16 protein-coding genes and 2 pseudogenes are annotated in these 20,951 nt (G+C 65.5%); 9 read left to right on the top strand and 9 right to left on the bottom strand.

What is annotated here, in order from left to right:
* Window positions 1-94 precede the first annotated feature (94 nt).
* Entirely contained in the window at window positions 95-997 is a 903-nt protein-coding gene (locus C489_RS04220) for a universal stress protein (RefSeq protein ID WP_049890589.1), read from the top strand.
* A gap of 67 nt (window positions 998-1,064) precedes the next feature.
* On the opposite strand, the pseudogene C489_RS22530 reads toward C489_RS04220, so the two are convergent.
* Window positions 1,065-1,247, bottom strand: a pseudogene (locus C489_RS22530) (PadR family transcriptional regulator); the annotation flags it as partial.
* Between C489_RS22530 and C489_RS04210 the strand changes: the two are divergent.
* Window positions 1,242-1,645: pseudogene (locus tag C489_RS04210) on the top strand (hypothetical protein); the annotation flags it as partial. The pseudogenes C489_RS22530 and C489_RS04210 sit on opposite strands and share 6 nt — an antisense overlap.
* Before the next feature lie 263 nt (window positions 1,646-1,908).
* A complete protein-coding gene (locus C489_RS04205; RefSeq protein ID WP_006429900.1) occupies window positions 1,909-2,475 on the top strand; it encodes a twin-arginine translocation signal domain-containing protein in 567 nt (188 codons plus the stop codon).
* A gap of 163 nt (window positions 2,476-2,638) precedes the next feature.
* Here C489_RS04205 and C489_RS04200 read toward each other — a convergent pair whose 3' ends face one another.
* From C489_RS04200 to C489_RS04180, 5 genes are all read right to left on the bottom strand, one after another.
* Window positions 2,639-3,613, bottom strand: coding sequence for an aldo/keto reductase (locus C489_RS04200; protein WP_006429899.1), 975 nt, complete (start codon window positions 3,611-3,613; stop codon window positions 2,639-2,641).
* A 108-nt stretch (window positions 3,614-3,721) separates the two neighbouring features.
* Window positions 3,722-5,593, bottom strand: coding sequence for a formate/nitrite transporter family protein (locus C489_RS04195; protein WP_006429898.1), 1,872 nt, complete (start codon window positions 5,591-5,593; stop codon window positions 3,722-3,724).
* A 124-nt stretch (window positions 5,594-5,717) separates the two neighbouring features.
* Window positions 5,718-6,890, bottom strand: a complete 1,173-nt coding sequence (locus C489_RS04190; RefSeq protein WP_049890587.1) for an ABC transporter permease — start codon at window positions 6,888-6,890, stop codon at window positions 5,718-5,720.
* Window positions 6,880-8,802 carry an ABC transporter permease gene (locus C489_RS04185; protein WP_006429896.1) on the bottom strand — a complete coding sequence of 641 codons (1,923 nt, stop codon included), beginning with the start codon at window positions 8,800-8,802 and terminating at the stop codon, window positions 6,880-6,882. Before C489_RS04185 ends, C489_RS04190 begins: the two co-directional genes overlap by 11 nt.
* Complete coding sequence (locus tag C489_RS04180; protein ID WP_006429895.1) at window positions 8,799-9,719, bottom strand: ABC transporter ATP-binding protein; 921 nt, start codon at window positions 9,717-9,719, stop codon at window positions 8,799-8,801. The genes C489_RS04185 and C489_RS04180 overlap by 4 nt, the downstream gene beginning before the upstream one ends.
* Before the next feature lie 121 nt (window positions 9,720-9,840).
* Between C489_RS04180 and C489_RS04175 the strand changes: the two genes are divergently transcribed.
* The gene (locus C489_RS04175) at window positions 9,841-10,257 is read left to right on the top strand and encodes an SRPBCC family protein (RefSeq protein WP_006429894.1); all 417 of its coding nucleotides are present in this window, start codon (window positions 9,841-9,843) and stop codon (window positions 10,255-10,257) included.
* A 30-nt stretch (window positions 10,258-10,287) separates the two neighbouring features.
* On the opposite strand, the gene C489_RS04170 is transcribed toward C489_RS04175, so the two are convergent.
* Window positions 10,288-10,917 carry a flavin reductase family protein gene (locus C489_RS04170; RefSeq protein ID WP_006429893.1) on the bottom strand — a complete coding sequence of 210 codons (630 nt, stop codon included), beginning with the start codon at window positions 10,915-10,917 and terminating at the stop codon, window positions 10,288-10,290.
* 135 nt (window positions 10,918-11,052) lie between these two features.
* Between C489_RS04170 and C489_RS04165 the strand changes: the two genes are divergently transcribed.
* Complete coding sequence (locus C489_RS04165) at window positions 11,053-11,403, top strand: winged helix-turn-helix transcriptional regulator (RefSeq protein ID WP_006429892.1); 351 nt, start codon at window positions 11,053-11,055, stop codon at window positions 11,401-11,403.
* 123 nt (window positions 11,404-11,526) lie between these two features.
* Here the strand turns inward: C489_RS04165 and C489_RS04160 are convergent, their stop codons facing one another.
* Together C489_RS04160 and C489_RS04155 are read right to left on the bottom strand one after the other, a co-directional pair.
* Window positions 11,527-11,973 carry a UPF0179 family protein gene (locus C489_RS04160; protein WP_006429891.1) on the bottom strand — a complete coding sequence of 149 codons (447 nt, stop codon included), beginning with the start codon at window positions 11,971-11,973 and terminating at the stop codon, window positions 11,527-11,529.
* A 96-nt stretch (window positions 11,974-12,069) separates the two neighbouring features.
* Window positions 12,070-12,501, bottom strand: a complete 432-nt coding sequence (locus C489_RS04155) for a DUF5820 family protein (protein ID WP_006429890.1) — start codon at window positions 12,499-12,501, stop codon at window positions 12,070-12,072.
* Window positions 12,502-13,158: 657 nt separating this feature from the next.
* On the opposite strand from C489_RS04155, the gene C489_RS04150 reads away from it, so the two are divergent.
* Genes C489_RS04150 through C489_RS04135 form a run of 4 tightly spaced genes read left to right on the top strand, consistent with a single transcriptional unit; the run spans window position 13,159 to window position 20,860 of the window.
* Complete coding sequence (locus tag C489_RS04150; protein WP_006429889.1) at window positions 13,159-15,231, top strand: PrkA family serine protein kinase; 2,073 nt, start codon at window positions 13,159-13,161, stop codon at window positions 15,229-15,231.
* 1 nt (window position 15,232) lies between these two features.
* Window positions 15,233-17,521 (top strand): PrkA family serine protein kinase, encoded by a 2,289-nt coding sequence (locus C489_RS04145; protein ID WP_006429888.1) that lies wholly within the window; start codon window positions 15,233-15,235, stop codon window positions 17,519-17,521.
* Window positions 17,512-18,840 (top strand): YeaH/YhbH family protein, encoded by a 1,329-nt coding sequence (locus C489_RS04140; protein WP_006429887.1) that lies wholly within the window; start codon window positions 17,512-17,514, stop codon window positions 18,838-18,840. The genes C489_RS04145 and C489_RS04140 overlap by 10 nt, the downstream gene beginning before the upstream one ends.
* Window positions 18,833-20,860, top strand: a complete 2,028-nt coding sequence (locus tag C489_RS04135) for a SpoVR family protein (RefSeq protein WP_006429886.1) — start codon at window positions 18,833-18,835, stop codon at window positions 20,858-20,860. Before C489_RS04140 ends, C489_RS04135 begins: the two co-directional genes overlap by 8 nt.
* Window positions 20,861-20,951: the final 91 nt, after the last annotated feature.

Below are 20,951 nucleotides of genomic sequence, written 5' to 3'. Positions count from 1 at the left end.
TGCTCCACTGCTCGCCGAGCGACGTGTTCCCGATCCACAGGAATTGCGGGGTGGATTAAGGACCGGGCAACCGAACGGAAACACGGTGTCGACGATGTACAACGCTATCCTCGTCCCGACGGACGGCAGCGAGCACGCGGTTCGGGCCGCCGAACACGCGCTGGCGATTTCCCGCTGGTTCGACGCACCAGTCCATCTCCTCAACGTCGTCGACGTGGCCGCCGCGGGCGGGCTCTTCAACGCCGGCGGCGTCGACGAAGAGTTCGTCGCCCGCCTCGAGGAAGACGGCGCGGCGGCGATCGAGCGAATCGAAGCGATGGCGACCGAGGCGGACGACATCCGCGCAGAGATCCGCAGAGGATACCCGCCCGAGGAGATCCTCGAGTACGCCGACGAGCACGGTATCGAGTTGATCGCGATGGGGACCCACGGCCGAACGGGCGTGAACCGCTACGTCGCGGGCAGCGTCACCGAACGCGTCGTCCGCGAGTCGCCCGTTCCGGTGTTGACCACGCGGGCGACCGACCGCGACGAGCCGATCGAGAACTACGACGAGATCCTCCTGCCGACCGACGGTAGCGACGCCGCAGCCGTCGCGGTCGAGCACGGGCTCGTGATCGCAAAGCAAGCGAACGCACGCGTGCATGCGGTCAACATCGTCAACGTCAACAACGTCGCGGCCAGCCCGCACGTCGCCGCGCCGCGAGACGTCCTCGACGCGTTCGAATCCGAGGGCGAAGCGATGACCGACGCGGTCGCGACGCGAGCGCGAGACGCCGATGTCGACGCCGTTACCGCCGTTCGAGAGGGAATCCCGTCCACCGGCCTCCTCGAGTACGCCGACGAGAACGACATCGAATTGATCGCGATGGGGACCCACGGTCGGACCGGACTCGAGCGCTATCTCCTCGGGAGTACGACCGAACGAACCGTCAGGCACGCGGACGTGCCGGTACTCACCGTCGGCGCGAACGATGGCGACTCGAGCCCGGACTGAACCGGAACCGCCTCGAGACGAGACGGCCGATCACCGATCATCGCTGTGAGAGTGACGCGCCGGGGACTCACTCGAGATCGGGACGAGGGGGGTTCTCGTATCGGATCATTTTATCGGGTTTATCGGAAATCGTCTCGTAGATCCGTCGCAGCGTTTCCTCGGCCGCGAGCAAATTGTGGTTCGCGAGGAACTCGCGGCCCTCGTCGGTCAGGCGGTAGAACTTCCACGGATAGCCCTGCTGGCGTTCGTCCTCGGGAACTACGACAGCGAGCCGATCCGCCGGCTGAACCTCGTCGCCGACCGGCTGAACCGCCGTCCGGACCCTACGCCTTCCGAATGGTCGACGTGCACGGCGAGTGGGTGAACGGAATCCAGAAGTTCCGCCTGCTCGCGGACCTCGTGAGCCACGTCGTCGGCGTCGCCGAGCGGGACCCGAGCGGCTTCCTGGTCGAGCAGGGGCTGCTCGCGGGCACCGAGGAGTACTTCGCAAAGACCCACGTGCTCAAGCGGACCTACCCCGACGCCGAGGCGGACCACCCCTACGGCTGGATGGAGGACGGCGTCTTCGATCTGCTCGAGGGAGACGACCGGCTCTATCGGTGGGAGACCGAAGCCGACCTCCTCGAGGCCACCGAAGCGCTTCCGTGACCGGGCTCGAGCGGGCGTCTCAACGTGACTTCCTGTTGAGAGACCGCGACCGTTTCGTTTCGGGCTGTTTCTGACCGACACCGCCGCGGCTGTGATCGGATATGCGTGACGGTCCTAACAGCGGATTACTCGCCTCAGTCCGATACTTCGCCTCCCCAATCCGAACCTGTTCGAGTCGAAAATTGGCTACAGTCGACTGTTCGCCGAAACTATCTCTGTCCTTATTGGGCGACCAGCGTCTCAACTGGCAGTGGAGGGTCACTATGGATCGCGAGTCACTTCCGACGACGGACAACGAGGAGTCGACGCGACGAAAGTTCATGAAACAGAGCGCTGCGGCGACGGCCGGGATGGCGCTCGTCGGGGGCGGTGCGGGCACGGCGACCGCACAGGACGGCGGTATCATCGACAGTCCCGACGAGGCGTGGGGCGCGCTCATCTTCGCCAACAACTTCCACCCCGAGGCGCGGTTCGCCATCGTCTCCGGTGTCGTCGAGTGGAGTCCCAACTACGGCGACGTACAGGATAGTTGGTTCACGGATTACAACACCTACTACATCCGGTGGCTCAACACCGGCGAGATCGTGCCGCTGTTCATCTCAGAGGACACCAACCTCGGCCAGTACAACGCGGACCTCGGGTACATTCCTGAACCTGAAGAGGGAGACGACAGACCGCAGGTCTTCGAGATGAACCGGGAGTGGACGCCGTTCAGCGACAACCCGCAGCTCGCCACGGTCAACGCGAATCCGATCAGCGACGAGGTCGCGCAGTCGATCCTCGAGAACGACGACTGGTGGCGATCCGACGCCACTAACGGCGGGAATTAACTGATCGCGACCGACGGCCGATCGCTCGGTGCGTCGAGCTCCCGCGGTCGCTCGGCGATCGACCATTCTTTTTCGACCGAACCCCGCGACGTTCGCAACCCTGGCGTCGACCCTCCTCGCTCGAGGTGAGGGCTCAGCCTCGCGTCTGTCGCTCGGGCCTCGCTCACTGGTGGCCCGACACCGGCACCGGCTCGTACGGTTCCTCGAGGTACGCCATATCCGATTCGGATAACTCGATCTCGAGGGCTTCGACGGCCTGCTCGAGGTGTTCGACGCTGGTCGTGCCGACGATGGGTGCGTCGACCCAGTCCTTGTGGAGCAACCACGCGAGCGAGATCTGGGCCATCGTCGCGCCCTTCTCGGCGGCGATCTCGGCGACGCGCTCGTTAATCTCGCGGCCGCCGCCCTCGCGGTAGGGGTGGTCGTACATGTGCTCTTCAGTCTCGCCGCGGGTCGTCGCGTCGATGTCCTCGTGCGGGCGCGTGAGATAGCCTCGAGCCAGCGGCGACCACGGGAGGACGCCGACGTCTTCCCGGTCACAGAGTGGTAACATCTCTCGCTCTTCCTCGCGATAGACGAGGTTGTAGTGGTTCTGCATCGTGACGAACCGCTCGAGGCCGAGCCTGTCGCTCGCGTGCAGCGACTCGGCGAACTGGTGGGCCCACATCGAGGAGCCGCCGATGTATCGGACGTGCCCCCGTCGGACGGCATCGTCGAGCGCCCGCAGCGTCGTCTCGATGGGCGTGTCGTCATCCCAGCGGTGGATCTGGTAGAGGTCGATGGTGTCCATCCCCAGTCGCTCGCGGCTCGCCGCGAGTTCCTGTTCGATCGCTTTGCGGGAGAGCCCGCCCGAGTTCGGGTCGTCCTCGCGCATCCGGAAGTAGCCCTTCGTCGCGACGACCGACTCCTCGCGGTGCCCCTCGAGCGCCTCGCCCAGAATCCGTTCGGACTCGCCCTTCGAGTACAGGTTCGCAGTATCGAAGAAGTTGATCCCGAGGTCGATCGCGCGGTCGATGATCGCCTCGCTCTCCTCGTCCTCTAAGACCCACTCGCGCCAGTCGCTCGAGCCGAAGCTCATACAGCCCAGACAGAGCCGGCTGACTTCCATCCCGGTCGAACCCAGGGTCGTGTACTCCATACCGGTCCTACGCGAAACGGCGGGAAAACAGTACGTGGGCCGGCAATCGCTACCGCGCCGCCTCGAGCCCGTTTGGAGCGGCGCTCGACGGGAATCGTACGGTCGCCGTTACCAGTGGCCGAACAGCCGTTCGATCACGTTGCGGTCGCTCGGGCGTTCGGCGAGCAGGACCGAGCTGTCGACCTGATTGATGACGTCCATGTGCAGCGAGTCGCTCATCAGCCGCGAGATGACCCCCTCTTCGGTCGCGCCGATGAGGATCAGCGAGTGATCGTGGGCTTGCTCGCAGATCGCCCGCTCGACGTTACCGCTGTCGTCGACGATGATTTCTGCATCCGAGAGGCCGCGTTCGGCGGCCCACTCGGCGAGGAACTCCTCGCCACGCTCCCGGTCGTCGGGGCTGGCGACGACGTGTTGCAGCGTGATCTCGGCGTCCGACTGGTCCTGGAGCGTGCGCGCGACTTCGGCGCTCAAGTCCGAGTCCGGGCCGCCGGCGGTCGGGAGCAGAATCCGGTCGGTGTCCAGCTCCCGGTCCTTGAGGATGAGGAAGTCACAGGGGAGGTTGCTGGTCAGTTCGTTCAGCCGCCCTTCGGCACGACCCTCGCCCCACGGCCGGTCGTCGCCCCACCCGAGCACCACGAGGTCGGCACGCTCTCGCTCCGCGGTGTCGAAGACGTCCTCGAACGAGCGGTGGGAGACGACCGTCGACGTCTCGAACTCGATGTCGTAGGAGGCCGCGCGCTGGCGGACGGTCTCCATGCGGTCCTCGGACTCGGAGACGATCCGTTCAGTCTGTCCCGCGCCGTAGCGCATCGACGCCCGACCCGGCATCTGGACGATGTGGACGGCGTGGACGGTCGCGTTCTCGTGGTCGCTTGCCAGCGTACAGGCGAGGTCGACGATCGTCGACTCGGTCCGCGGGTTCGAGATCGGCACGAGCACGCGGTAGTCGTCGTTGCCGTTCCCGTGGCTCTCGGCGGTATCGATCAGCGGCACGTACGACCGACCCGCGTAGCTGCCGAGCAGCCACTCCCGAACCGAGAGCTGCCGGTCGGCCCCTTCGAAACGGGCAGACTCGAGGCGGTGTTCGCTGGTCTGGAAGTAGTTGACGACGGTCACGAGGACGATCCCGCCGATGGTGTTGCCAAGCAGGACCGGGAGAACGAATTCGGTCATGCCGACGACAACGGCCAGTTCGCCGGCGAAGACCATGTACAGCATCTCGGTAAAGGAGACGACGACGTGGAACAGGTCCCCGAGCGGGATCGCGAGGAATGCCATGTAGACGACGACCAGCCGCGAGATGGTGTCGCGGGAGGCGTAGACGATCCAGACGACGCCGGCGACGATCAGGCCCGCGAAGGCCGCCTTCGAGAACAGCGTCCACCACGGCGTCTCGACGCCGTGTCGCGCGAGGTCCATCGCCGCGGCCGCCGAGTCGTCGTCGAAGACGCCGCCGTAGGAGAGCGCGAGTGCGCCGAGCGCGCCGCCAGCGAAGTTGCCCGCGAGGACGATCGTCCAGTGGCGAAGCAACGCGGGGACGCTGGCGAGCCGCTCCAGGGTCAGCGCGACCGGCGGGAGCGTGTTCTCGGTGTAGAGCTGGTAGCCGCCGATGATGATGTAGATGAACCCGAGCGGATACAACAGCTTGCTCAGGATCGGGTGGCCGTCGGTCGAGGCCGTCAGCGTGGCATACAGCAGGAACGTGATCGTGATCGCGAACCCGGCCGCGAGACCGCTGAAGAACAGTTCGCGGGCTCCGGAGGTGACCTCCTCGTCGGCCGCGGCGACGATCCGCTGGAAGATTTCGTCCGAGGAAAATCGATCGCGAACGACGGCACCGACCGCCGGCGCACCGCTTCTGGATCGCTCGACCGCCTCGCGGACTTGTTCCTGATCGGGTTTCGCGGCTTCCGCTCGCTCGTGACCGGGAGGGTCCCGGTCCGTTCGACCCTGTTCGGGTCGATCGGGGTTGCTCATTAACAGGTACGCGGCCCTAAAGGAACTAAGCGTTTAGGATCTATCGTGTCGAACCGCCACCCGTGACAGGCCCGCGATCGGTCTAGCTGACTCGAGACGGCCGTTCCAACCGCTGGGTGAGAACCTACAACGAATCCGGCTCGAGCCGGCCGAGCCACCGCCTGAGCGCGACGAACGCGCCGATCGCGAGCAGGCAGTAGCCGGCGAGCAACGCCCACGTCGTCCCCGTCGGATTTCCGATCGCGAACTTCGCGACGGTGTTTGCGGGATGCTCGGGCAGGATCGTCGCGACGACCAGCGCGCCGACGGTGGCCACTGAGTAGAGCAACTGTGACTGTCGACGATCCGGTGCCCACAGCGCGATCGCGACCCCGACGCTGACGACGAGCAGGGAGAGTGCGGCCACCAGCACGACCAAGGCCGCGGGACCCGCGATCGACGTGCCGTTTGCCGTCAGCAGGAAGAGCCATGCGATCGCCTGCAGCGGAGCCAGCGCCGCGATCGCCAGCAACTTCGCGTCGATCACGTCCGCAAGCGAGAGCGGCGCGACCCGGAGTAACTCGAGGGTCCCCCGCTGGCGCTCCTCGATCAGCGAATCGACGACGATCGAGCCGCTGATGAACACCGGCAGGAAACACAGCAGCGGCAGCAGGATGGTGTAGGTGAAGCCGGCGTAGGGACTGGCCTGAACCTCGGACGGGACCGGCACCGGCGATTGCTCGAGCCGCCCAGAGGCGGCGTTTTGCTGGCGTTCGACGCGTTCGACGTGCTCTAAGGTGTCTCGGAGCTGGACGACGAGCAGGGTGGTCTGTAACCCCTCCTCGGGTGCCGTAACTCTGACACTGAGCCGGCCGTCGTCGTTCCGGTTCGCGTCGAGGACGGCCGACACCGCACCGGTCTCGAACGCCTCGTAGGCGGCCGCGCGGTCGTCGTACCGCTGGGCGCTGACGCCGTCGCGCTGGTTCGCGACCGAGAGGAGGGTGTCGTCGCCGGTGACAGCCACGTCCGTCTGGTAGCCGTCGACCGATCCCGGGTCGTACAGCGATACGAGCCCGACGACCAGAAACGAGGAGAAGGCCGCGATGAACAGCTGAATCGCCAGCGCCAGCACGATGGTCTTCTCCGAGCGCAGCGAGCGCAGTTCCCGGCGAGCGACCGCCCAGCGGGCCCCCCACGTCGATCCCGACTCGGTGCCGCCGTCGGCTCGAGCCGGCGGGTTCGGGCCTCGTCGACGAGGGCTCGAGTCCGACGTCTGCTCGCGACCTCGACCATGACCGCGGTCGCGATCACGCGACAAGGAGGATCACCCCCAGATTGTAGGCCGCATGAACGAGCGTCGCGGCGAGGAAGCCGGCCGCGTAGCCCGTTCGGCCGCGGCTCGCGCCGACTGCCGAACAGACGGCGGTCGCGACGTGCAAGGCAAGCGGCGCGAGAAAGACCGCGACGAGTATCAGCGGGTCGCTCGAGACGGCCGGCCCGAAGGCGGCCGCGCCGACCGACAGATCGGGCAAGCCGACGAACTGGACGACGTGAGTGACCTTCTCGCCGACGAAGAAGCCGGTTCCAGAGAGCGCGCCGAGGACGGCGGCGGTCCGAAGCGTGGCATCGAACCGCGAGCGAGCGAAGCCGGCGTAGACGTGGACGCTCTTCGCGACTTCCTCGAGGGCGGCGGCGACGACGATGATGACCGGCACCGCGAACGACTCCGGCAGGGCAAACAGCAGGGCGACGGCGAGGAGTTGGCCCGCGAAGACGAACGGGATGAAGAGGATCGAAAGGACGAAGACGCTCCGCCGGCCGCGGATGCGACTCGCGATCGCGTCGACGACCTTCGTCGGGATCGGCTTCTGGGCGAACATGTCCTCCTCGCGGTAGACGCCGATCCCCAGCAGGAAGAGCACGGCCGCACACAGGTAGAACGGCCCGGTCGAGAAGAGGTACTCACCCAGTCGGATCGACCCGTCTTGGAGGTCGGTCACGACCAGCGTCAGCGGCGAGATCAGCGCGATCGAGTGCACGTCGGTGAAGATCGCCGGGATAAACGTGTACGTCGTCAGCACGACGCTGATCGTGACCGTGACGAAGGTCAGTTCCTTGAACGAGCGGGCGAGCATCGCGCCGGCGAACGTCGCCGCCAAGAACAGCAGCGCGATCGGCAGCGCCGCGGCGACGGCGATCGGCCCGCCCCGGATCGCGATCGTGATGGCGACGACGATACCGATCAGTCCGAGCAGGTAGGGCAGCGTCTTCCCCGCGACGATCTCATAGCGAGAGACCGGCGAGACCAACAGCAGTTCGCCCCGCCGCTTGACCCGCTCGTCCATGATCGTGCTCCCGTAGGCCTGAATCACGAAGTTCATCGGGACGACGAACAGGAACGCGAGCACGAGCGACTGGAAGGGAAACGGCGGCGCAATCGACCCGGGCGTGCCCGGCGCGGTCGACGCCGTCGATCCGTCGCCGACGTTCGGAACCTGCAGGGGGCCGTCGCCGCCGCCGGTCCCGTCCGTCCCCCCGCCGGTCGCGGGTTCGTCTCCGCCGCTTCTGTCCGCACCTCCGCCGGCTCCGTCACCGCCGCCGCCGGTTCCGTCCTCGGTCCCGGTTTCACTGCCGTCGGTCTCGCCCCCATCGTTCGCTCCGGACTCGCTCGAGCCGGCGAGATCGCGTTGCTGGTACTCCAGCGAGACAAGCACCGGATACGCGGCCGACTGATCGTCCTCCGCGTCCATCAGCTTCGCGTTGTACTCCTCGACAGCGCCGCGAAAGGTATCGTAGGCGGCTTCGCCGTTGTCGCCGGTGTGGCCGATCCGGCCGTCTCGAGTCACCACGACATCCACGGACGCGTCGCCGCGAATCGTCACGCTGTCGGCGTTCGCATCGCCGCCGCTCTCGGCTTCGATCTCCGAAAGCGACACCGGCCGGAACTGCTCGCTGTCGACTGCAACGTCGTGATAGCGGCTGTCCTCGTCGACGCCGACGACGTAGATCTCCCGCTCGAGCCCGAGGCCGTCGCCGGCGGCCGTGAACCCGGTGGTGCTGATCGCGAGCGCCATCACAACGAGGACCAGCGCCGTCTTCCGATCGACGGTGCCGACGCTCCGGGAGACTTCCCAGCGGGCAATTCGGGCCGTGCGTGTGGCGACGCCGCGAAGGTGGCGGCCGAACAGCCGAAGTCGCGCGACGATTCCGCGGAGGCGACCGTCGCTCACGCCTCGGACTCCTCCGCTGGCTCGCTCGCGACCTCGAGGAAGATCTCCTCGAGGCTCGGCGTCTCGGTCTGGATGTCGGTCACGCGGCCGCCGGCCGCTTCGACGGCGTCCCGGACCGCGTCGACGGCGGCCATGTCGGCGACGACGTGGCGGACCTGTCCGTTCTCGCGGGTGACCTCGAGCGGCCCCGCCGTTCCGTCGAGGCCGGCGCTGCCGTCGTCGGTCGCGTAGACGTGGTACTCGGTGCCGCCGTGGGCGTCCCGGATCTCCTCTAACGTGCCGCGGGCAACGATCCGGCCGTCGTTCATGATGACGATCCGGTCGCAGATACTCTCGACGTGGAAGAGGTTGTGCGCGCTGAAGACGATCGTCTTGCCGTCCTCGCTCAGTTCGCGGGTGAACTCGATGATGTAGTTGGTCGTCAGCGGGTCCAGTCCCGACGCCGGCTCGTCAAAGATCAACACGTCGGGGTCGTTGACCAGCGCCCGCGCGATCGCGACCTTCCGCTGCATCCCCTTCGACATGTTGCCGATCCGCCGGTCGCGGTGCTCGAGGTCCAGTCGCTCCAGCGAGTCGTGAATCCGCTCGCGGGCCACGTCCGCGGGCACGTCGTAGAGGTCGGCGAAGAACTCGAGGTAGTCGATCGCGGTCATCTCCTCGTACAGCGGGGACTCCTCGGGAAGGAAGCCCAGGCGGCGCTGCATCGCTGGCTCGCCAGGGGTGTGGCCGGCGACGACGGCGGTGCCGCCGGTGGGCTCGATCAGCCCGGCCAGCATCTTCAGCGTCGTCGTCTTGCCCGCGCCGTTGGGGCCGACCACGCCGAAGACCTCGCCGCGCTCGATCTCGAAGGAGCTGCCCTCGACCGCCGTGAAGCCGCCGTACTCCTTCCGGAGGTCATGTACCTCGAGTATGGCCATTGGATAGGCCGACGGAGGGAGCCGCTCCAGTAAAGTCTAGCGGCCGGTGACTGTCCGGAACGGACGGCAGTCGGCCACATCGTGGAAACCCCCATTGTCGTGGGCTCCGTAGGTCCGATCGATGACGCAGATCCGGACCGCGCGGACGCCGGACGGGCGTCGGCTCGAGGTCTCGCACGTCCTGGCCGTCGCCGCCGCCGACGCGTGGGACGCCCTCGTCGATACGACACAGTGGCCGGAGTGGTCGCCGCTCGTCACTGGCGTCGAGGCGACCGACCGACGGATTCGACCCGATACGACCGGTCGAATTCGCGTCCCCGGTGCGTGGCTGCCGTTTCGGGTCGCCTCGTGTACGGTCCGCCGCTGGACCTGGCGCGTGACCGGACTCCCCGCCGCCGGCCACCGGGTCGACGACCTCGGGGCGGATCGCTGTCGGATCGCCTTCGAACTGCCCCTACACGGCGCGGGGTACGTCCCCGTCTGTCTGCGAGCGCTGGCGAACCTCGAGGCGCTGCTCGAGGGCAGCGGCGAACAGTAAGGGTCGACCCGGCCCCGGGCCCGAGATCAGCTATGGGGGCCGCTCGAGCGAGAACCGATCGTCCGTGCGCGCGTACAGACTCCCCGCGAGCCGGCCGACGGCGTCGATCTCGTCGATATCTATTTTTCCGTCAGTCGTGACCGACTCCGCGAGGTGGACGTGGCGGACCTCGCCGAGGACGAGCGTCGAGCCGCCGACATCGACCAGCTCGCGGAGGCTACACTCGAAGGCGACGTTCGCCCCGGCGACCCGCGGCGGCTCGACCGCGGTCGAGTCGGCCCGCTCGAGGGCGGCGTGATCGAACTCGCTCTCGCCCGCCGGCAGCGTGGCGCTGGTCTCGTTCATCGCCGCGGCGAGGTCCTCGGTCACGAGGTTGACGACGAACTCGCCGGTGTCGCGGGCGTTCCGCGGCGTGTCCTTGAGCCCCTCGGCACCGTCGACCGGCGCGAACAGCAAGACCGGCGGGTCGACCGAGGCGACAGTGAAGAAACTGTACGGCGCGAGGTTGTCGACGCCGTCCTTGCTTTTCGTGCTCACCCACGCGATCGGCCGCGGGACGACCGCACTCGAGAGGATTCGGTAGAGCGAGCCGTCGCGCTCGTCGACGTCGATCTCGAGGGCGTCGGTCTCGCCGCCGGCCGTCGACCCGTCGTCCGTCATCGACGCACCTCCGGTCGCTGTTCTCCAGGCGGTGGCGTCACAACTGTACTCCCGCAACCTACTAACACAATGTTAGCCGGTTCGTATCCGAACTACTAAAGCAGTTCGCGACGTAGTCGCTGGCAGAACCCATCGATGTCATCCCCGCAAACGCAATCCCGCGAGCAACTCGACGACGCCTGCCCGGTCATCGCCTCCCTCGAGCAGATCGGCTCCCAGTGGCGACTGGCAGTGCTTCACGAACTGCTCGACGGCGAGCAGCGCTTTAACGAACTCAAGCGCTCGACCGGCGCGAACGCGCGCACCCTCTCGCGCGTGCTCGACGACCTCGGCGAGATGGGTTTTGTCCGCCGCCGCATCGAGGAAGACGCGCCCGTCGCGACCTATTACAGCCTCACCGACAAGGGCGAGTCCCTCGAGCCGGTCTTCAGCGAGATCGAGTGCTGGGCCGGGTCGTGGCTCGAGGACAGCGCGCTCGAGGCCTGAGCGACGGCCATACCGCTCGGTGAACTGCCGGGAATCGATCGAACGAGTTTCTTACTGCAGAACAAGAATCATTGGACCAGCGACCGTGCCGGAGCGATCGAACGGAGAGCGTGCCCGTTCCCGTTAGCTTTCGGTCTCGAGTTCGACCAACTCGAGCGAGCGATCGAGGTGACAGACCTCGTGTGGCGGCTCGCCGACGATTTCCGAGATCCGGTACTCCTCGTCGAATTCGACGCCGTCGGGTTCGCAGTACTCGTGGCTCGGACACTCGACGTACGGGCAGGGGCCCGGCAGACTCGTCTTGCTGCCGGCGAAAGCCCCCTTCGAGGTGATGTTGGCCCGCGTCGGGGCGGGTTCGACCTCGACGGCGCGGACCCCGCCGTCGTGCATGGCACACTCGAGCGTCTGGGCGTTTTCGCGAATGGAGGTGACGCGATACTTCGTGCCGGTAGAGAGATTCAGACACTGACTGCGGTAGGGACAGCCGGCACAGGCGTCGGCTTCGCCCTCGTAGACGAACTCGGTTCCCGGCTCGGCCAGCTGAGAGCCGATGAGCGTAACGGTCGACATGAGAAACGGTAGTCGCCACTGGCGGTTAAGGCTCACGTCCCGGGCACGCGAGCGCGAAACGCGCCACGAACCATCTACGGGCCGTAGATCGAGCGATCAGTCGTCGCTCTCCTCGCCAGTGAGTTCGTCGAGCCGTTCGAAGTACGTCTCTCGAGGTACCTGATACAGCCCCCGGTAGTCGATCTCGCCCGCGTCGAACTCCCTCGCGAGGTCGACGGTCCGTTCGAGGGCCGCGTCTCGAGTCGGGAATCGCAGCGTCTCGTTCAGCGAGACGTCCGGCTCGAGATAGAGCGTGACGAACCAGTCCGCGGAGTCGGCGGTGTCGGCGGGGTTGACGCCGGGGCGGCGGGTCCGTTTGCCGTGAGTGAGATACAGCGTCGGCAGACACGGCGCGGGAAAGTCCTCGGCGTTGAAGACGTCCGGTCGGTACGCGAGCACGAGCCGGCCGTCCTCGCCGCGGCTCCAGACGGTCCAGCCGTCCGGCAGCCGCGAGCGGTCAACCCCGTCTTCCGCTTCCGAGTCCGACATGGCCGCCGGTAGGACCGCCCGCCCTAAATCCCCGTCGTCAGCGCTGCCGGTCGTGGGTCGGCGCTGTCACAGCGGGTCGACCCCGCTCGGCCGGATCGATCCGTCGTGCTCATATCGGCGGGTGCGCTCCGAGCGGTAATTGATGTGTCGTGCTATCATGCAACCAGCGCGCGCGAGCTCACGTGGCCGTTGCAGGCCGGGAACTTATGCCACAAACTCCCGAATGTGGGGTGTGATACCGAACATCAACACAGAGTTCTGGCAGTATTTTCCTGAAATAAAGTTCTGATAAATACCTTTTGGGGCTAAGGCTAAGTAGCTGGATTACTCACTCATTAAATACTATCGGTATCCGTTTGCCGGACCGATCCACTCCGCGCCCGTCCCCGGCGCATCGTTGCCGAGCCCTGACGTGGCATCGCGCAACGTTAAGTGGTACGAGATGACATATGACACGGCACATCGACGCCGCCCACAACAGGGTCACGCTCCCCGAGCGCCCTTCGAGGAGTTCGACGAGTACGACGCGTTCACGTCGGGTGACGCGAGGCGACGGATTCCGACGGTTCGGCCACGAGACGCGGCTGGTCGAACGACGGCCGCTCACGCTCCGCACTCGCGCGGACCGCACTGCAGACGGGGGAACCCCATGATACCATGACCGGTGACATCGAAACACTCGAGCAGCTCAGTACGGATTACAAGGAATCGATGCCCGCAGACCTGCGGGAAACCAAGTCCTTCGACTGGTACCTAGAGGAGGTCTACGAGGACCCGAAGGTGGCCCGCAACGCCCACCAGCGCGTCGCGGACATGTTCGACTACTACGGCACCACCTACGACGAGACCGAAGGCATGGTCGAGTACCAACTCGCGAGCGAGGATCCGTTGGGCGACGGCGAGAACACCTTCTACGGGAAGGTGATTCACCAGTCGATCCACGAGTTCGTCAACAAGGTCAAGTCGGGTGCCCGACGGCTGGGTCCGGAACGCCGGATCAAGCTCCTCCTCGGACCGGTCGGCTCCGGGAAGTCCCACTTCGACAAGCAGGTCCGCAAGTATTTCGAGGACTACACGCTCCGGGACGACGGCCGGATGTACACCTTCCGGTGGACCAACCTCTGTGACGTGATTCAGGACCAGGACCCGGCCGACGACACCGTCCGGTCCCCGATGAATCAGGATCCGATCGTGCTCCTCCCCTTGGAGCAGCGCCAGCGGGTCATCGACGACTTGAACGAGAACCTGGACGCGCCGTACACGATCCAAAACGAGCAGGCGCTCGACCCCGAAAGCGAGTTCTACATGGACAGGCTGCTGGCGTACTACGACGACGACCTCCAGCAGGTCCTCGAGAACCACGTCGAGATCGTCCGCTTCGTCGCCGACGAGAACAAGCGCCAGGGCCTCGAGACCTTCGAGCCCAAGGACAAGAAGAACCAGGACGAGACGGAGCTGACCGGCGACGTCAACTACTCCAAGATCGCCATCTACGGCGAGAGCGACCCGCGAGCATTCGACTACTCCGGCGCGTTCTGTAACGCCAACCGCGGCATCTTCTCCGGCGAGGAACTGCTGAAACTCCAGCGGGAGTTCCTCTATGACTTCCTGCACGCGACCCAAGAGCAGACGATCAAGCCAAAGAACAACCCCCGGATCGACATCGATCAGGTGATCGTGGGTCGGACGAACATGCCCGAGTACAAGGACAAGAAGGGCGACGAGAAGATGGAGGCCTTTAACGACCGCACCAAGCGGATCGACTTCCCCTACGTCCTCAGCTACGAGGACGAGGCCAGCATCTACGAGAAGATGTTGTCCAACGCCGACGTGCCGGACATCAACGTCGAGCCACACACCCTCGAGATGGCGGGGCTCTTCGGCGTCCTCACCCGGATCGAGGAACCCGACACCGAGACCGTCGGGCTGCTCTCGAAGGCCAAGGCCTACAACGGCGAGATCGACGAGGGCGACGACCTCGACATCAAGAAACTCCGCGAAGAGGCCGAACAGAAGGCCGAAATCGGCGAGGGGATGGTCGGGGTCTCGCCGCGGTTCATCGGCGACGAGATCGCCGAGGCCATCATGGACTCGAAACACCGCCAGCGCGGGTTCCTCTCGCCGCTGACGGTGTTCAACTTCTTCGAGGAGAACCTCGAGCATCACGGCTCGATTCCGGAAGACAACTTCGAGAAGTACTACCGCTACCTCGAGACGGTCCGCGAGGAGTACAAGGAGCGGGCCATCGAGGACGTCCGCCACGCGCTGGCCTACGACATCGACGAGATCCAGCGCCAGGGCGAGAAGTACATGGACCACGTGATGGCCTACATCGACGACGACACCATCGAAGACGAGTTGACGGGCCGCGAGCAGGAGCCCGACGAGACGTTCCTGCGCTCCGTCGAGGAGAAACTCGACATCCCCGAGGACCGCAAGGAGGACTTCCGGCAAGAGGTCTCGAACTGGGTCTCCCGGCGCGCCCGCGAGGGCGAGGCGTTCAACCCGCAGGACAACGAGCGCCTGCGCCGTGCCTTAGAGCGCAAACTCTGGGAGGACAAGAAACACAACATCAACTTCTCGGCGCTGGTGTCGGCGAACGACTTCGACGACGACGAGCGCTCGGCGTGGATCGACGCGCTGATCGAACAGGGGTACTCCGAGGGCGGAGCAAAGGAGGTGCTCGAGTTCGCCGGCGCGGAGGTCGCCAAGGCCGAGATGGAAGACTAGCATGACCGGACACGACTACGTCTCCGAGGCGGATCGCGCCCTCGAGGAGACCTACGAGGAGCCGATGACCCTCGCCGCCTATGTCGATCGGATCTTCGAGAACCCGCAGATCGCCTCCCACGCGTCGAAGTACCTGCTCGAGGCCATCGAGGCCGCGGGCACCCGAACCGTGGTCGAGGAGGGCGAAGAGAAGGAGCGCTACCGCTTCTTCGACGATCCGCACAACGACGGCGAACACGCGATCCTCGGCAACACTGAGGTGCTGAACGGGTTCGTCGACGACCTGCGGTCGATCGCCGCGGGCCGGGCCAAAGACGAGAAGATCATCTGGTTCGAGGGCCCCACGGCGACGGGCAAATCGGAACTCAAGCGCTGTCTGGTCAACGGGCTGCGCGAGTACTCGAAAACGCCCGAGGGACGGCGCTACACGGTCGAGTGGAACATTTCGACCGCCGAGGGCAGCGACCGCGGGTTGAGCTACGGCAGCGACACCGCGGGCGCGTCCGAAGACCAGAACTGGTACGAAAGCCCGGTCCAAGCCCACCCGCTGTCGGTGTTCCCCGAGGACGTCCGCGAGGACCTGCTCGAGCAACTCAACGGGGAACTCGACGATCACGTGCCGATTCAGGTCGACGCTCAACTCGACCCGTTCTCGCGGGAGGCCTACGACTTCCTCGAGGAGCGCTACCGACGCGAGGGCGAAGACGCGCTGTTCTCGGCGATCACCGACGAGAGCCATCTCCGCGTGAAAAACTACGTCGTCGACACGGGACAGGGCGTCGGCGTCCTCCACTCCGAGGACGACGGGCCGCCCAAGGAGCGACTCGTCGGGTCGTGGATGCACGGCATGCTGCAGGAATTGGATTCCCGCGGGCGCAAGAACCCGCAGGCGTTTAGCTACGACGGCGTCCTCTCGCAGGGCAACGGCGTCCTCACGATCGTCGAGGACGCGGCCCAACACGCCGACCTGCTCCAGAAGCTGCTGAACGTCCCCGACGAGCAGTCCGTGAAGTTGGACAAGGGGATCGGGATGGACGTCGACTCCCAGCTGCTGATCATCTCGAATCCCGACCTCGAGGCCCAGCTCAACCAGCACTCGGATCGGAACGGGATGGACCCGCTGAAGGCGCTCAAACGGCGGCTCGATAAGCACCGCTTTGGCTACCTGACGAATCTGAGCCTCGAGACGGAGTTGATCCGGCGCGAACTGACCAACGAGACCAACGTCTGGGAGGCCGAGAGCTACGACGAACTCGCCGACCGGATCCGCGCGCCGGTGCGGGTGACGGTCAAGGATCGCGACGGCGAGACGCGGGTCCAGGAGTTCGCCCCACACGCCATCGAGGCGGCCGCGCTGTACGCGGTCGTCACGCGACTGGACGAGGAGAACCTCCCGAACGGGCTGGACCTCGTCGACAAGGCGCTGATCTACGATCAGGGCTTCTTACAGGAGGGCGACAGCCGCCGGGAAAAGGACGAGTTCGACTTCGACGACGACGGCAACGACGGCGATCACGGGATCCCGGTCACGTACACGCGGGACCGGCTCGCGGAACTCCTCCAGACCGATCGGGACCGCCACCACGCCGACCTGTCGGTCGAGGACATCGTCATGCCCCGGGACGTGTTAAACGCCATGGTCGAGGGGCTAATCGACGCGCCGGTCTTCTCGACGGGCGAGCGCTCCGAGTTCGAGAACCGCGTCGTTCCGGTGAAGAACTACATCTACGACCAACAGGAGTCAGACGTCATCGAGGCCATCATGCACGACAAACGCGTCGACGAGGAGACCGTCGCCGAGTACGTCGAACACGTCTACGCGTGGGAGACCGACGAGCCGCTGTACAACGACCGCGGCGAGCGCGTCGAACCCGACCCGCTGACGATGAAGCTGTTCGAGATCGAGCATCTAGGTCGGTTCTCAGAGGCCGAGTACGACGGGAACCGCCCCCGCGAAAGCGTGCGGAACTTCCGGCGCGAGAAGGTCATCACGTCGCTAAACCGCCACGCCTGGGAGCACCGCGACGAGGACTTCTCGGTCGAGGATGTCGACCTCACCGCGATTCCGGTGATCAAGACCGTCCTCGAGAGCCACGACTGGGACGACGTCGAGCGGACCTTCGAGGACTTCGACCCGCGCCAGTGGAGCGACCCGCCGAGCGGGACCGAGACGGCCGCGGTCAAAGAAAACACGATCGACACGATGGTCGACCTCTTCGGCTACTCGAAGGCGTCGGCCGAACTGACCAGCCGACACGTCATGGGACAGGTGAGCTACAGATGGGACTGAGAGACGACCTCGAGCGATTCCGAGAGGTGGGCGAAGAGCGCCGCGAGGACCTCGCCGACTTCATCCAATACGGCGACCTCGGACAGAGCCGGCCGGGCGAGATCAACATCCCGGTCAAGATCGTCTCGCTGCCGGAGTTCGAGTACGACCAGCGCGATCAGGGCGGGGTCGGCCAGGGCGAGGACGGCACCCCCGACGCCGGCCAGCCGGTGGGCCAACCCCAGCCCCAGCCGGGCGACGACGACGGCGAGGACGGCGAGCCCGGCGAGGAGGGCGGCGAGCACGAGTACTACGAGATGGACCCCGAGGAGTTCGCCGAGGAACTCGACGAAGAGCTCGGGCTCGACCTCGACCCGAAGGGCAAGAAGGTCGTCGAGGAAAAGGAAGGCCCGTTCACCGACCTCACGCGAAGCGGCCCCAACAGCACCCTCGACTTCGAGCGGATGTTCAAGGAGGGGCTCAAGCGCAAGCTCGCGATGGACTTCGACGAGGAGTTCCTGAAGGAACTCTGCAAGGTCGAAGGAATCGAGCCCCGAGAGGTCTTCGAGTGGGCCCGCGGCGAGAGCCTCCCGGTGTCGATGGCCTGGATCCAGGAGGCCTACGACGACGTTCCGGACGAGGAACGCGGGAAATGGGACTCCATCGAGGAGGTCGAGGACAACGTCGAGCGCGAGAGCGTCCAGCAGAAGATCCGCCGCGAGGGGGTCAAACACGTCCCCTTCCGCCGCGAGGACGAGCGCTACCGCCACCCCGAGATCATCGAGGAGAAAGAGAAGAACGTCGTCGTCGTCAACATCCGCGATGTCTCCGGCTCGATGCGCGAGAAGAAACGCGAACTCGTCGAACGGACCTTCACGCCGCTGGACTGGTACCTGCAGGGCAAGTACGACAACGCCGAGTTCGTCTACATCGCCCACGACGCCGACGCGTGGGAGGTCGACCGCGACGAGTTCTTCGGCATCCGCAGCGGCGGCGGCACCAAGATCTCGAGCGCGTACGAACTCGCGAACGAACTGTTAGAGGAGTACCCGTGGACCGACTGGAACCGCTACGTCTTCGCCGCGGGCGACTCCGAGAACTCCTCGAACGACACCGAGGAGCGCGTGATTCCGATGATGGAACAGATCCCGGCGAACCTCCACGCCTACGTGGAGACCCAACCCAGCGGCAACGCGATCAACGCCACCCACGCCGAGGAACTCGAGCGCCACTTCGGCACCGACGCCGAGGACGTCGCGGTGGCCTACGTCAACGGCGAGGACGACGTGACCGACGCGATCTACGATATCCTCTCGACGGAGAGTGAGACCGATGAGTAAATCAAATTCGAACGCGGACCGATTCCGCAAACAGGCGATCGCCAGCGACCTCGAGGAACCGGTCGAAGAGGCCCGGAACCTCGCGGAAAAGCTCGGCCTCGAGCCCTACCCGGTCAAGTACTGGATCATCGACTACGACGAGATGAACGAACTCATCGCCTACGGGGGATTCCAGAGCCGCTACCCCCACTGGCGGTGGGGCATGCAGTACGACAAGCAGCAAAAGCAGGGCCAGTACGGCGGCGGAAAGGCCTTCGAGATCGTCAACAACGACAACCCAGCCCACGCGTTCTTACAGGAGTCGAACACGGTGGCCGACCAGAAGGCGGTCATCACCCACGTCGAGGCCCACTCGGACTTCTTCGCGAACAACGACTGGTTCGGCATGTTCACGAGCGGGCGCGCCGACGAGGATCAGGTCAACGCGGCGGCCATGCTCGAGCGCCACGCGCGGGCCATCGACGAGTACATGTCCGATCCCGATATCGACCGTGCGGCGGTCGAGAAGTGGATCGACCACTGCCTCACCCTGGAGGACAACATCGACCAGCATCAGGTGTTCAGCCGCCGGCTCGATGTCGACGGGCCCGCCGCGGAGATCGACGAGGACCTCGCAGAGAAGCTCGAGGAACTCGAGCTCTCCGACGAGATCAAGGGCGAAGTGTTCAACGAGGAGTGGGTCGAGAAACTCGAGGACGAGGACATCACGGGGAGCTTCCCCGAACAGCCCCAGAAGGACGTGCTGGCGTTCGTCCGGGAACACGGCAAGCAGTACGACGACGAGGCGGATCGGGGCGTCGAGATGGAGGAGTGGCAACGCGACATCCTCGATATGATGCGGGCCGAGGCCTACTACTTCGCCGCCCAGAAGATGACGAAGGTGATGAACGAGGGGTGGGCGGCCTACTGGGAATCGACGATGATGACCGACGAGGCCTTCGCCGGCGACGACGAGTTCCTCAACTACGCCGACCACATGGCGAAGGTGCTGGCCTCCGGCGGCCTGAACCCCTACAGCCTCGGCATGGAACTCTGGGAGTACGTCGAGAACACGACCAACCGCCGCGACGTGCTCGAGCACCTCCTGCGCGTCGAGGGCGTCTCGTGGCGCAACCTCACCGATGTCGTCGACTTCGAGGACGTCCTCGAGACCCTCGAGCCGCCGACGGCGATCGAGACAATCACTCCGGAGACGCTCGATCAGCTCGAGGACGTTCCCGACGAGTGGGTCGACCAAGAGGCCCTCGAGCGGGCCCGTGAGGGCAAGATCGACGTGTCGAAATACCCGTGGAAGGTGCTGACCGAGGAGGGGCTGGCTCGCCGGCACTACTCGCTGGTCAAGCGCCAGCACCGCGGCTTCCTCGCGCGGGTTAACCAGAACGAACTCGAGCGGATCGGCCGCTACCTGTTCGACGACGCCCGCTATTCGTCGGTCGAGGAAGCACTCGAGAACGTCGACTTCTCGGCCGGCTGGGACCGGCTATTCGACGTGCGGGAGAGCCACAACGACGTGACCTTCTTAGACGAGTTCCTGACCCAGGAGTTCATCACGGAGAACAACTACTTCACCTACGAGCACTCGCAGGCGACAGGGCAGTTCCACGTCGCCAGCGACGCGGCCGAGGACGTCAAGAAGAAACTGCTCTTGCAGTTCACCAACTTCGGGAAGCCGACGATCGCGGTCTACGACGGGAACTACAACAACGCCAACGAACTGCTGTTGGGCCACCAGTACAACGGCGTCATGCTCGATCTGGGGCAAGCGAAGGAAACCCTCAAACGCATCTTCGAGCTGTGGGGACGGCCGGTGAACCTCCTGACGATCGTCAAGGAGGTCGACGAGCACGACATCGAGGTCGCCAAGCGCCGCAACCGCGAGCCCGAAGCCGAAGAGCAGGGGAAGCTGATCCGGTACAACGGCGAGACGATGACGACCGAGGACGTGCCGTGGGAAGAGGTCGAACACCTCGCGGCCGACGACGTCGACTACGACACCAAGCCCGACGAGTGGCTGGCGTAAGGCAACTCGGCTACTGTTCCTCGCCTCCGGGCCCGAACTGGTTCGGTTTCGGCGACATTCGGCGCGAACGACCGGTTGTTCGGGGTCATTC

It is taken from the genome of Natrinema versiforme JCM 10478 (assembly GCF_000337195.1).
Lineage (GTDB): Archaea > Halobacteriota > Halobacteria > Halobacteriales > Natrialbaceae > Natrinema > Natrinema versiforme.
Note: the sequence above shows the minus strand (reverse complement) of the source record. Positions and strands in the feature narration are given on the sequence as shown.